Here is a 12,985-nt window from a genome sequence, read left to right as displayed (position 1 = left end):
CCCTGCGCGACGAGGCCGGGAACTTCCGCGCCAGCCGCTCGACGCTCTTCGACATCAGCGCGCGCAGGGAGGCCGAGCAGGCCCTGCGTGCCAGCGAGGCGCGTTTTCGCCTGCTGCTGGAATCTGCCGGAGACGGCATCCTGGGTGTGGACATGGATGGGAACTGCACATTCGTCAACGGGGCCGCGCTCGGGATGCTTGGCTATGCAGAGAACGAATTGATCGGACGCCCGCTGAACATCTGTGGTGAGGACGGAACCCCGGCGAACGAGGCCTGCGAGCGTTCACAGTGCCCCATCGATGTCGCGGTGCGCTCCGGGGTGATCCAGCGCGGGATGATCGAGCCGCTCGTGCGCAAGGATGGCGCCACGTTCACGGCGGAAGTCTCGTCTTATCCCGTGCGCGAGGGCGACGGCATCAGCGGGGCCGTGTTGGTGATCCGTGATGTCACGGAATCGCAGGCAATGGCGAAGAAGCTCACCTGGCAGGCCACCCACGATGCATTGACCGGTCTGGTCAACCGCCAGGAGTTCGAACGCCGCCTGGGTCAGCTTCTGCACGGAGCGCACGAAGGAGGCGCAGAGCATGCCCTGTGCTACCTGGACCTGGACTGGTTCAAAGTGGTGAACGATACCTGCGGCCACGCCGCAGGAGACGAACTGCTGCGCCGGCTGAGCCGGCTGCTGCAGGGGCGCATGCGCCAGCGGGACACCCTGGGGCGCCTGGGCGGAGATGAATTCGGCGTGTTGCTCGAGCACTGTCCGGTGGAGCAGGCCGTTCGCATCGCCCTGGAGTTGCGCGATACCGTCAGGGAGTATCAGTTCCTGTGGAAGGGGCAGACTTTCTCGGTGGGGGCCAGCATCGGCGTCGTTCCCCTCACCGCGGCTATGGAGAGCGCCGATGCGGCCCTGAACGCGGCGGACGCCGCCTGCTATCTCGCCAAGGAGCGGGGGCGCAATCGCGTGGAGCTGTTTAACGCCGAGGACATCGGCCTGACCAGGCATCACGACGAGATGCGCTGGATGTCGCGTCTCAACCGCGCCCTGGACGAGGGCCACTTTCGCCTGTACTGCCAGAGCGTCGTGCCCCTGGTCGACGCGGAGGGCGCGAGACCCCACTACGAGATTCTCCTGCGCCTGGAGGATCCGGAGGCGGGGCTGATTGAGGCGGCAACATTCGTTCCGGTGGCCGAGCGGTGTAATCTCATGTCCGCCATCGACCGGTGGGTGCTGCGCCAGGTGATCACCACCATCGCCGCGGGAAGGGAAACGCTGGGAGAAGCGACCCTGTTCTCGGTGAACCTCTCGGCCATGTCCCTTCTCGACGAGCTGCTGCCCGGGTACCTGAAGGAACTGCTTGCCAGCCATGGGGTGCCGGGCGGGATGATTTGCCTGGAAATCCCGGAGTCGGCGGTCATGGCGAACCTCGGGACGGCCCGTGAACAGATTGCGCAGTTCAAGCAACTTGGATGCCGGGTTGCCCTGGATCAGTTCGCCAGGGGAGCGCTGGCGTTCTCGAATCTCAAGTCCCTGCCCGTGGACTTCGTGAAGCTGGACGGCGCGCTCATCCGGTCCCTGACCGACGACAGTGTTAACCGCACCGTGGCGGAGGCGATTCATCTCGTTGCCGGCGCCATGTCCATCAGCACGGTGGCCGAGTGCACCGAGACCGATGCGCTGATCAAGCTGCTCAAGACACTGGGCATCGACTTCGCCCAGGGCTATGTGCTCGACCGCCCCCGGCCGATCGAGACCCTGGGCGGATCATGGGGGCAGCGCGGGGCTCAAAAGGATTAATGGGCAGGATGGACAGGATTTTTCAGGATTGACAGCATAAGGCGAAAGAAAAAGACCTGACAGGATTTACATGATTAACGGGGTTAAAAGCGCTCTTAAATCATGTAAATCTTGTTAATCCTGTCCAATAATTTTTTTGGTTTTTCATCCTGTAAATCCAGAAAAATCCTGTCCATCCTGTCCATTCCGGTTTTCCCACGCCAGATCCCACCCCCCGGCAGAAGCGGCCGCTAAAGTCCCCGGGAGCCCCGGCCGATACAGGGGCCATGGTCCGTATACTCGCCCTAGCGCTCATGCTGCTTGCCGCCCCGGCATTGGCCTCGGTGGAGTTCGGGGCGCGCCTGGAGCAGGCGCGCTGGACCCTGAGCGCGGCACCGGACGCGTGCGAAATGGTGCACGAGATCCCGCGTTACGGTATCGCACGCTTCCATGCCCGCACCGGCAGCGAACTGGGATTCAGCCTCGACACCGACCTTTCCGGCGCGTCCGGGCGCCCGGCACGACTGGTGCTCGTGCCGCCGGGCTGGCGCCACGACCTGCTCCCCAGGCCACTGATGGAGGTGGCCTCGGAGGCTAAGTCCCTGAGCCTGGAGCGGGCCGCCGCCTTGGATCTCTATCACGCACTGGAGGCGGGTTATCAGCTCAGTGTGGAGCACAGTGCTCCCGGGCAGGGTGCCTTTCAGGTGGTCGCAGCGGTCTCGCCCGTGCGCTTCCGCGAGGTCATGGCGGATTTTCAGCAATGCCGGGACGGCATGGTCCAGCTCGATTTCCGGCCGGTGGCCGACTGGCGGGTGCATTTCGACACCAACCAGAGCCGCCTTGACGCCCGGGCCCACGAGACCCTCAGGCAGGTGATCGCATCCTGGCGCGAGCGGCGCGACCTGCGGGTGATCGTGGGCGGTCACGCGGACGTGCGCGGCGGAGATGCCATCAACGACCCGCTCTCCCGGCGCCGGGCCGAGGCGGTGCGCACCTACCTGGAGGTCTACGGCATCCCGCGCAACCGCATCGAAGTCCGCTCCTTCGGCTCCTCCTGGCCCGCGGATCCGGGCGACGGCGAGTCCGCCTGGGCCCGCAACCGCCGCGCCACCGTCTGGCTCGCCCCGTAGGGGCGATTCAAGATTCAAGGTTCAAGATTCAAAGAGTGGGGTGGGGGTGTCTGTCCCTTGATTCTTGAATTTTGAATATTGAATCATCCCTTTCGTATAATCTCCGCCCCTGTTCCCCCATTTTTCCGAAGGTCCCCCATGTCCAGTGGCGTCAAGAAAGTGGTGCTCGCCTATTCCGGCGGGCTGGATACGTCCGTGATCCTCAAGTGGCTGGAGGACACCTACGGCTGCGAGGTGGTGACGTTCACGGCCGATCTCGGTCAGGGCGAGGAGGTGGAGCCGGCCCGGGCCAAGGCACAGGCCATGGGCGTGAAGGAGATCTACATCGAGGATCTGCGCGAGGAGTTCGTGCGTGATTTCGTGTTTCCGATGTTTCGCGCCAACACGGTCTACGAGGGGGAGTACCTGCTCGGCACCTCCATTGCCCGGCCCCTGATCGCCAAGCGCCTGGTGGAGATCGCCAACGAGACCGGCGCGGATGCCATCTCCCACGGTGCCACCGGAAAAGGCAACGACCAGGTGCGCTTCGAGCTGGGTGCTTATGCCCTCAAGCCGGGAGTGAAGGTGATCGCCCCCTGGCGCGAGTGGGACCTGAGCTCACGTGACAGGCTCATGGCCTACGCGGAGCAGCACGGCATTCCGGTTGAGATGAAGCGGGGCAGGAAGTCGCCTTACTCCATGGACGCCAACCTGCTGCATATCTCTTACGAGGGCGGCCCCCTGGAGGACCCCTGGTTCGAGGCGGAGGAGGACATGTGGCGCTGGAGCGTCTCCCCGGAGGAGGCGCCCGACAAGCCCACCTACGTGGAGATCACCTTCGAGCGAGGCGATCCGGTGGCCCTGGACGGCGAGGCCATGAGTCCCGCGACCCTGCTGGCGAAGCTAAATGAATTGGGCGGCGCCAATGGCGTCGGCCGTCTGGATCTCGTCGAGAACCGCTATGTGGGCATGAAGTCCCGGGGCTGTTACGAGACCCCCGGCGGCACCATTCTGCTCAAGGCCCATCGGGCCATCGAGTCAATCACACTGGATCGCGAAGCGGCGCACCTGAAGGACGAACTCATGCCCCGCTATGCGAGCCTCATCTACAACGGCTACTGGTGGAGTCCTGAGCGCAGCATGATGCAGACGCTGATCGACGCCTCCCAGACCCACGTCAACGGGGTGGTGCGGATCAAGCTGTACAAGGGCAACGTGATCGTGGCCGGGCGGAAGTCCGACGACGACAGCCTGTTCGACGCGTCCATTGCCACTTTCGAGGACGACGCCGGAGCCTACGATCAGAAAGATGCGGAGGGTTTCATCAAGCTCAACGCGCTGCGCATGCGCATCGGCGCGCAACGCGGTCGCTGACCCTTGTGTCCTGAGTCAGAGAATCGTTGCATTTCAGAGCCCCGCACAAGACCCAAGGCAAGGCGCGGGCCGCAGGCAATGGCAAGCCCTTGGCAAGGCCCGCACCCATCTGCCGGGAGCAGATGGGGACGGCTGCAGGCCGGCCCGAAGGGCGGACTCCAGGGATGGAGTCCGCAACGCCGCATTGGGTCTTGTGCGGGGCTCCCAACGGGCGGGCCTGTACGGGCGCGCGGCCGCGTTGCTCTCGCTCGAATGGGCCTGCCCGTCCTGTGCTCGTGTGCCTTGCCACACACCCGTACAGGCCCGCTGAAATGCAACGATTCTCTGACTCAGGACACTAGGGTCGGAAAGATCTGTCCGGCCGTGAGCCGGGCCCGGCGGCTGCTTGCTTGCGGTCGCCCCAAAGTAACCTTTGGTCTCACCCGGCGGCGCAGGGGATCGCAACCGGGTTCAAATCCATCCAGAATGAGCGCGTCCGTACGCCAATCCAGAAAACCAAGGACACGTCCTCCATGAACGTCGCAAGATCACTCACAGCCGCCACACTCGTGTTGGTCATGACAGGTATTGCGGCGGGGTGCGCGACCACCCAGGAGCCCCGGGACCCGCGCGACCCCTGGGAGGGGTTCAACCGGGTCGTGTTCGAGTTCAACGAGGCGGTGGACAAGGCCGTGCTCAGGCCGGTCGCGGTAGGGTATACGCGCGTGACACCCCGACCCGTGCGCACCGGAATCGGGAATTTCTTCTCCAATCTGGGCGACGTCACCAATCTCTTCAACAACCTCCTGCAGCTCAAGTTCGACGCCGCCGCCAACGACTTCGGGCGCCTGGCCTTCAACACCACCTTCGGCATGCTCGGCATCCTGGACGTGGCGAGCCACATGGACCTGCCGAAGAACAACGAGGATTTCGGCCAGACACTGGGTTACTGGGGCGTCCCCTCCGGCCCCTACCTCGTTTTGCCCCTGCTGGGCCCCAGCACCGTGCGTGACACACCGACCCGCTACGTGGACATGATCACGCATCCGCTCTACTACCACGACAATTCCACGGAGCGGAACATCGCGGCCGGCGTGATGGTCGTCGACACCCGGGCCGGCTTCCTGCCGACGGAGCGGGTCCTGGAGGATCTGCCAGTGGATCGTTATACCGCCTTGCGGGATTTCTACCTGGACCGGCGCGAATACCTGATCCACGACGGCGAGCCGCCGGGCCAGGACCGGGGAGCGGATCTCTTCGATGAGCTGGAGGCGCTGGAGGCGCTTGAGGCGGAGGAGGCCGCCGAGCAGGCGCGCTGAGGCGCCTGCTCGGAAGGCAGAAGGATGAAGGATGAAGGCAGAATGAAACCGGAAGTGAATTCCTTCATCCTTCATCCTTCATCCTTAACCTATACCGATAGCTCAACTGCACCAGCCAGTCGTCGATGGTGCCGTAGAGCCATTCCCTGAACCGCTGCCAGCGGCCGCGTTCGCGCCACTGGGAGAGCGTCCAGAGAGTGCTTTGGGCAAAGCGGGTTTCGAACTCGTCGGCCAGTTCCCTGGCGAAGTCTTCGCGCATGACGTTCTGGTTGGCCTCCAGGTTCCAGCGCAGGGTCCAGTGGTCCAGGTTGCTGGAGCCGACGCTGGCCCAGTCGTCGCAAAGCACGAGCTTGGCGTGCATGAAGCTCGGGGCGTATTCGTAGATGCGCACGCCGGCCCGCAGCAGTCGGCCATAGAAGCGTCTGCCGGCGTGCCAGACGGCCGGGTGATCGTTGAGCGGACCGGACAGCAGAAGACGCACGTCCACGCCGCGCCGCGCGGCCCGTGCCAGTGCCCGACGCAGCCTGCGTGTGGGCACGAAGTAGCCGGTGGCGATCCAGACCCGCCGGCGCGAACGCCCGATGGCGGCAAGGACGCTGCGCATGACCACGCGGCCGCGATGGCGCGGCGAGCCCGCCACCTGACCGTCAGGTGTCCCCCCAACCGTTGGTTCGGGGGGCGGCGGCAAAGGGTCGGCTTCCGGGGCCCATCGTCGCCACGTGGCGGCAAACAGTTGCTGCCAGTCGACCACGCAGGGTCCCTCCAGCGCCAGCATGCCGTCATACCAGGCCGCTTCGCCGCGCACCTCGGGATCGAAGTCATCCGTGATCCCCATGCCTCCGACGAAGGCCAGGGTGCCGTCCACGACCAGGAGCTTGCGATGGTCTCTCCAGAGCGACAGACGCCAGCGGCGCAAACCGAGCGGATTGTGAAAGGCCAGCTCCACACCGGCGGCAAGCAGTGCGTCGCGGTGTGCCGAAGTCAGCCCGCGCGCACCATAGCCGTCGAACAGCAGGCACACGCGGATGCCCCGGCCGGCCGCTTCGCACAGTGCTGCGATGAAGCGCTCGGCCAGCGCCCCGTCCTCGACCAGGTACAGCTCCAGCAACACGTAGCGGCGGGCCTGCGCGATGGCTTCCAGCATGGCCGGAATGTACGAGGCTCCCCCCATCAGCAGGCGGTAGCGATGGGGGCCTCTTTCCGGAAACGGGGTTGCGGGCTTCCTGACCAGTTTTGGGCGGCGCATGCGGGCTTCGGGTTCCTGGCTTCATGATATGCTTGCACGAAATCCCCGGCCCGCAAATGATCCCCTGAAGGGACTCGTCGGACCGGTTCACGGAAATCTCCTGCATGTACGCGATCATCCGACCCTTCCTGCAACTGACATTGCTGCAGATCGGACCCCAGGACCTGCCTGCCTCCCGCACACTGCTTCTCATCGCCGCCGGAGCGTATGCGGTGGTTGGAACGCTGGTGGGCCTGTCGTTTTATGCGCCGCCCAGCGCCGTGGCGCAGACGCTGGCCGAGCTCGGTGTGATGGCGCTGGTGGTCCATCTGGCACTGTACCTGCGCGGACACCCCGAGCGTTTCATGCAGACATACACCGGACTCGCGGGCATCAGCGCGGTGCTGGGGACGGTCGCGCTGCCCCTGGTCCATACCGTGGCCCGCGGGGTGCCGCCGTCGGGAGAAACGCCGGTGCTGGCCGGGCTCGCGTATCTGCTGGTGCTGGGATGGCTCCTGGCCGCGTACGGCAATGTCTTGCGGCACGCACTCTCGCTGCAGCGTCTGAGTTTCGGAGTGGTGCTGGCGATGCTGTACCTTGTCTTCACCACGGCGCTCACGGAGATCCTGCTTGGCGCGGGGCTGATGTCATGAGACACATCCACATCCTGGGCATCTGCGGCACCTTCATGGGCGGCATCGCCATGCTGGCCCGCGCGGCCGGTTACCGGGTGACCGGCTCGGACGAGAACGTCTACCCGCCCATGAGCACTCTGCTGGCGGAGCAGGGGATCGACGTGGCTCAGGGCTACGACCCGGCGCACCTGGATCCCGCACCGGACAGGGTGGTGATCGGCAACGTCATGAGCCGCGGCAATGCGGCGGTGGAGCACGTCCTCAACCGAGGCCTGCCATACACCTCCGGTCCTCAGTGGCTTGCGGAACACGTGCTTGGCGGCCGCTGGGTACTGGCAGTGGCCGGCACCCACGGCAAGACCACCACTGCCGGCATGCTGGCATGGATCCTGGAACACGCGGGCCTTGCGCCCGGTTTTCTCATCGGTGGCGTACCGGAGAATTTCGGCATTTCCGCGCGTCTCGGCGAGGCGCCGTTCTTCGTGGTGGAAGCGGACGAGTACGACACCGCTTTCTTCGACAAGCGCTCCAAGTTCGTCCACTACCGCCCCCGCACTCTCGTGCTCAACAACCTGGAGTACGACCACGCCGACATCTTTCCGGACCTGGCCGCCATCGGAACCCAGTTTCATCACCTGGTGCGCACGGTGCCCGGCGAGGGACTCATCATCCGCAACGGCACCGACGACAATCTGAAGCGGGTGCTGACGCGGGGCTGCTGGACGCCGCTGGAGACGTTCGCGGTGGAGGGTCCCGGCGACTGGCAGGCCGAGCCGCTGACCCCGGATTTCTCGAGCCTGCGCATTCATCTGGCCGGCAAGCCCAGCGGCGAACTGAACTGGGATCTGATCGGACGGCACAACGCGGCCAACGCGCTGGCAGCGCTGGCTGCGGCGCGTCACGCGGGCGTGCCGGTGGAGCAGGGCATCGCGGCACTGGCGGCCTTTCGCAACGTGAAGCGTCGCCTGCAGTTGCGCGGTGAAAGGGGCGGGATCCGTGTCTACGACGACTTCGCTCATCATCCCACCGCCATTGCCACCACCCTCGAGGCCCTGCGTGCACGGGTGGGGGATGCGCGCATCCTCGCGGTGCTGGATCCACGCTCCAATACCATGCGCATGGGCGTGCACCGCGACCGGCTGGCGGCTTCCCTGCGCGCGGCTGATGCGGTGTACCTTCACGCCCCGGCCGACCTGGATTGGGATATGGCACCGGTGGTGGCGGCACTTCCTTCCGCCGCCACCTTTTCCGATACTGACCGGATACTCGAAGCACTATGCCGGGAAGCACGGCCCGGAGACCACGTGCTGATCATGAGCAATGGCGGCTTTGGTGGATTGCACGACCGGCTGTTGGATGCACTCTGACGATCCGCTTGCCGTGGCGGCACGACCGCTACTGACGGTATGCTTGTGCGGATCCCGCTGCCGCCGCAGTTCTGGGACAGTCTTCAGGCAAATGAGGTGAGCCCATGAAAATCCTCTCGGGACTCGTTGCAGCCCTGCTGCTTGCCACAGCCTCCATGTCCGCCCTGGCACACCACGGCTGGAGCAGTTACGACGGCGAGGTGGAACTGACACTGACGGGAACGGTTGTGTCCGCCGTTTTCGAGTGGCCCCATGCCGAACTGGTGATCAACACCGGAGAGAAGCGCTGGACCGTGGTGCTCGCCCCGCCCACGCGCACGCGCAACCGGGGGTTGCTGCCGGAGCGGGTGCCGGAAGGCACGGAAGTCACCGTCGTCGGACATCCCCATCGCACCATTGAGGACGAGATCCGTGTCGAGCGCGTCATGGTCGGCGACGAAACCTTCGAGATGCGTCGCTGATGGAGGGGCATGCCGAGCATGCCCCGGTCGCGCTGGTGTGGCTCGAGGACAGCGGCCTCGGTCGCCTGATGCGCGAGTCACTCTGGCTTTATCCTTCGGTCGAGATCCTCCACATCCTCGGTTTCGCGATGCTGTTGGTCTCCGTGCTCCTGTTCGACCTGCGCGTGCTGGGGCGCCACGACCACCTGGCCGTGGATGACCTGGGTCGCTTCCTGCTTCCGGCTGCCTGGATCGGCATGGGCATGGCCGCGATCACCGGCTTCATGCTGCTCGCCACCCAGGCCGTGGATATCGGTATGCAGCCGGTGTTCTGGATCAAGATGGGCCTGGTGGTTGCGGCCGGCATCAACGCACTGGTGTTCCACCGCTGGTGCCTGCGCCATCTGTACCGATGGAACCGGCTTACCCGGGCGCCGTGGCGGGCCAGGCTGGTGGCCTTGGTGTCCGTCTCGGCCTGGTTGGGTGTGCTGGTCAGCGGCCGTCTGATTGCCTATCTTTGAACCTTTCCGGCCCTTCGCGCCGGCAGCCCGGGAAAGCCCATGTCCTTTACCACAAGCGTGCCCCGCACCGTCGCCCTGGCCATGACCGGCGCCTCCGGCGCTCAGTACGGCCTGCGTTTGCTCGAGTGTCTGCTCGGGGCGGACGTGCAGGTCTCGCTCATGCTTTCCCGGCCGGCGCAGGTGGTGATCGGCATGGAGACGGATCTCTCCCTGCCGGGCCGCATGAGCGAGATCGAGCGTTTTCTTACGGCGCGTTACGGCGCCCGGGAAGGGCAGCTCCGGGTCTATGACCGGGAGCAGTGGACCGCACCCCTGGCCAGCGGTTCATCGCCGCCGGATGCCATGGTGGTGTGCCCCTGCACCACGGCGACCCTGTCCGCGCTCGCCACGGGCGCCAGCAGGAGCCTTGCGGAACGCGCGGGCGACGTGGTGCTCAAGGAGCGCCGTCCCCTGATCCTGGTGGTGCGCGAGACGCCGTTGTCCGAGGTGCACCTGGAGAACATGCTCAAGCTCTCGCGCATGGGCGCGGTGATCATGCCGGCCAACCCGGCCTTCTACCACAAGCCGAAGGGCGTGGACGATCTGGTGGATTTCATGGTGTCGCGGGTGCTGGATCACCTGCACGTGCCCAACGACCTGATCCCCCGCTGGGGCGACGCGCAGGAACCGCACGAGTGATCACGTTGCCGTTGTTTCCCCTGGGGACGGTGCTCTTCCCCGGTGGGATCCTGCCGCTTCGCATCTTCGAGACCCGCTACATCGACATGGTGCGCAACTGCCTGCGTACGGAAACGGGTTTCGGCGTTTGCGCCATCCGTGACGGGTCCGAGGTGGGCGCAGCGGCGGAGGTTCACACAGTGGGCACGCGGGCCGTGATCGCCGACTGGGAAGGCCGGCCGGACGGGCTGCTGGGCATCACCGCCCGGGGTGAGCAGCGTTTCCGGATTCTGCGTACGTGGGTCGAGCCGAACCGTCTGGTCATGGGTGAGGTGGCGTACCTCGAGGAGCCGCCCGCAACGCCCCTGCCCGAGGAGTTTCTCGGACTGGCCGCGCTGCTGGAGCGACTGCTCTCCGAATTGGGGCCGCCCTACGCCGAACTGTCGCGCGATGCGGGCGACGCGGTCTGGGTGGGCGCCCGGCTTGCGGAACTGCTGCCCGTCAGTCTCGAGGTCAAGCAGCAGATGCTGGAGTGCGACGATCCGCTGTCGCGCCTGTTCATGCTTCGGGATGCCATGCTGAATCTGGGTTAGTCCGCACATCACGTTGTTCATGCGGGAGGTGGATCGCTGCAATGCATGGGCATTTTCGTAGGAGCCCAGCCCCCTGGGCGAACATTGCACCTACGGCCGGTTCGCCCAGGGGGCTGGGCTCCTACGATGCAGATCGTAGGCCGGATAAGGCGCAGCCGCATCCGGCGCACCGGATTGAGGCATGGCGGATGCGCTTCGCTTGTCCGCCCTACGTCTCTCGGCTTGGCTCTGAACAACCCGGCCCGTTTGACACCCCATGGTCAGACGCTGGTAAGGTATCATGCGATTCTCAGCCGGGCGTCTTATCTGCCCGCTCCCCCCATTCATATCCGGAAATCAACATGCCCGTCATCGAACTCACCCAGGCGGACTTCGAGTCCACCGTCACCGGCAACGACATCGTCATCATCGACTTCTGGGCGCCCTGGTGCGCGCCCTGCCGCGCCTTTGCGCCCATCTTCGAGGCGGCCTCGGACAATCATCCGGACGTGGTGTTTGCCAAGATCAACACGGAAGAGGAGCAGGCCCTGGCCGCCCACTTCCAGATCCGTTCGATCCCCACGCTGATGATCTTTCGCGAGCAGGTGATCATCTTCGCCCAGCCCGGCATGCTCTCCGCCTCCCAGCTCGAGGACGTGATCGGCAAGGTCCGCGATCTGGACATGGCCCAGGTGCACGAGGACATCAAGACGCAGCAGGCCCAACAGGGCGAAGGCTGAATCTCCTTCCCCGGTAAGACAAGAAGATATTCCTCTCGCGAAGACGCAAAGCACGCCAAGGAGAGCTTTGAAAATAGGGCGCCCCATGGGCGCCGCCGGACGTCAAAGGAATCAAGTCCGCAGGCACAACCCGCCTCATTGATTCAATCATTCAGGTTTTCTTGGCGTGCTTTGCGTCTTCGCGAGAGAACTGTTTTCAGGTTTTGTCTTTGTGCCCGTCGTAAGCTTCGTGGTTGATATCCGGAACAGGACCTGAGCCATGTTCTTCGTGACCAGCCAGATGGCGGCGTTGATCGTGTGCGGCGTGATCTGGCGGCTGGTGCAGCCCGCGGGGCTGGATGCGGACACCACGCGGCGGGTGCTGACCAACGTGGTGTATCACCTTCTGCTGCCGGCGCTGGTGCTCATGGTCATGTGGCGCGCGCCGCTGGGGCTCGATTCCCTGCGCATCGCCGCGGTGGCCTCAAGCGCCATTCTGGTGTGCATGGCCATCGTCTGGGCGGGGTGCCGAGCCTGCGGCCAGAGCCGTGCCGTGACCGGCGCCATGATCCTGGCCGCGTCCTTTCCCAATGCCGTCTATCTGGGCCTGCCGGTACTGGAGAGCCTGTTCGGCGAACTGGGCCGTTCCATCGCCATCCAGTACGACCTGTTCGCCTGTCTGCCATTGCTCATGACGGTGGGTCTGCTGGTGGCCCGTCACTTTGGCGAAGCGGATGATGCCCCGCTCAATCCCCTGGCCGCGCTGCTGCGCGTACCGGCGCTGTGGGCGGCCGCGGTAGGTATCGTCTTCAACGTCGGGGGGGTGCCGCTGCATCCCTGGCTTGAGAGCTGGTTCACTCTGCTGGCCAATGGCGTCGCGCCACTCATGCTCTTCGCCCTGGGCCTGGCGCTGTGCATCCGGCACTGGCGGGTGGGGTATGCGGCCATGCTCGCGCCGCTGGTGGCCGTACAGCTGTTCGTCATGCCGCTCTGGGCCTGGGGCCTTGCGCGGTTGCTGGGACTCGAAGGCGACCTGCTGGTAGGCACCGTCCTGGAGGCGGCCATGCCCAGCATGGTGCTCGGCCTCGTCTTCTGCGACCGCTACCGCCTGGATACGTCGGTCTATGCCGCGGCGGTCACCGTGACCACGGCGCTCGCGCTGGTGACATTGCCGCTCTGGTACGGCTGGGTGGGGTGAGGGCTGTCAGTGGTCAGTGGTCAGTTGTCAGTTGTTGAAGGCCCCTTGACAAACTCTCTGCAGGACTCAGGCTCATGACAACTGACAACTGACAA

Annotated in this window: 13 protein-coding genes; 12 read left to right on the top strand and 1 reads right to left on the bottom strand. The window is 65.1% G+C overall.

From position 1 onward, the window contains the following. From B1C78_RS15280 to B1C78_RS15265, 4 genes are all read left to right on the top strand, one after another. The coding region (locus tag B1C78_RS15280) for an EAL domain-containing protein (protein ID WP_139349974.1) at positions 1-1,796 on the top strand (1,796 nt) is incomplete at its 5' end. 266 nt (positions 1,797-2,062) lie between these two features. After that, a complete protein-coding gene (locus tag B1C78_RS15275) occupies positions 2,063-2,905 on the top strand; it encodes an OmpA family protein (protein WP_077280032.1) in 843 nt (280 codons plus the stop codon). A gap of 138 nt (positions 2,906-3,043) precedes the next feature. Then, a complete protein-coding gene (locus B1C78_RS15270) occupies positions 3,044-4,258 on the top strand; it encodes an argininosuccinate synthase (RefSeq protein WP_077280031.1) in 1,215 nt (404 codons plus the stop codon). Positions 4,259-4,770: 512 nt separating this feature from the next. Continuing rightward, the gene (locus tag B1C78_RS15265) at positions 4,771-5,556 is read left to right on the top strand and encodes an MlaA family lipoprotein (RefSeq protein ID WP_077280030.1); all 786 of its coding nucleotides are present in this window, start codon (positions 4,771-4,773) and stop codon (positions 5,554-5,556) included. A gap of 64 nt (positions 5,557-5,620) precedes the next feature. On the opposite strand, the gene B1C78_RS15260 is transcribed toward B1C78_RS15265, so the two are convergent. Beyond that, positions 5,621-6,802, bottom strand: a complete 1,182-nt coding sequence (locus tag B1C78_RS15260; RefSeq protein WP_245795457.1) for a phospholipase D-like domain-containing protein — start codon at positions 6,800-6,802, stop codon at positions 5,621-5,623. A gap of 104 nt (positions 6,803-6,906) precedes the next feature. On the opposite strand from B1C78_RS15260, the gene B1C78_RS15255 reads away from it, so the two are divergent. The 8 genes from B1C78_RS15255 to B1C78_RS15220 all read left to right on the top strand — a co-directional run bounded on the left by B1C78_RS15255 (position 6,907) and on the right by B1C78_RS15220 (position 12,890). Continuing rightward, a complete protein-coding gene (locus B1C78_RS15255; RefSeq protein WP_077280029.1) occupies positions 6,907-7,434 on the top strand; it encodes a hypothetical protein in 528 nt (175 codons plus the stop codon). Then, positions 7,431-8,783, top strand: coding sequence for a UDP-N-acetylmuramate:L-alanyl-gamma-D-glutamyl-meso-diaminopimelate ligase (gene mpl, locus B1C78_RS15250; RefSeq protein WP_077280028.1), 1,353 nt, complete (start codon positions 7,431-7,433; stop codon positions 8,781-8,783). Before B1C78_RS15255 ends, mpl begins: the two co-directional genes overlap by 4 nt. Before the next feature lie 104 nt (positions 8,784-8,887). After that, the gene (locus tag B1C78_RS15245; protein WP_077280027.1) at positions 8,888-9,244 is read left to right on the top strand and encodes a DUF6152 family protein; all 357 of its coding nucleotides are present in this window, start codon (positions 8,888-8,890) and stop codon (positions 9,242-9,244) included. Beyond that, entirely contained in the window at positions 9,244-9,744 is a 501-nt protein-coding gene (locus B1C78_RS15240) for a DUF6644 family protein (RefSeq protein ID WP_077280026.1), read from the top strand. Before B1C78_RS15245 ends, B1C78_RS15240 begins: the two co-directional genes overlap by 1 nt. Before the next feature lie 39 nt (positions 9,745-9,783). Next, positions 9,784-10,422, top strand: coding sequence for a flavin prenyltransferase UbiX (locus B1C78_RS15235; protein WP_077280025.1), 639 nt, complete (start codon positions 9,784-9,786; stop codon positions 10,420-10,422). Further along, positions 10,419-10,994, top strand: a complete 576-nt coding sequence (locus tag B1C78_RS15230) for an LON peptidase substrate-binding domain-containing protein (RefSeq protein ID WP_077280024.1) — start codon at positions 10,419-10,421, stop codon at positions 10,992-10,994. The genes B1C78_RS15235 and B1C78_RS15230 overlap by 4 nt, the downstream gene beginning before the upstream one ends. 341 nt (positions 10,995-11,335) lie before the next feature. Beyond that, entirely contained in the window at positions 11,336-11,713 is a 378-nt protein-coding gene (gene trxA, locus B1C78_RS15225; RefSeq protein WP_077280023.1) for a thioredoxin, read from the top strand. Between the two features lie 259 nt (positions 11,714-11,972). Next, on the top strand, positions 11,973-12,890 hold the full coding sequence (locus tag B1C78_RS15220; protein WP_077280022.1) for an AEC family transporter: 918 nt from the start codon (positions 11,973-11,975) through the stop codon (positions 12,888-12,890). Positions 12,891-12,985: the final 95 nt, after the last annotated feature.

Origin of the sequence: Thioalkalivibrio denitrificans (genome assembly GCF_002000365.1) — a bacterium.
Taxonomy (GTDB): Bacteria; Pseudomonadota; Gammaproteobacteria; order Ectothiorhodospirales; family Ectothiorhodospiraceae; genus Thioalkalivibrio_A; species Thioalkalivibrio_A denitrificans.
This window is presented reverse-complemented; position numbering and strand designations above follow the sequence as displayed.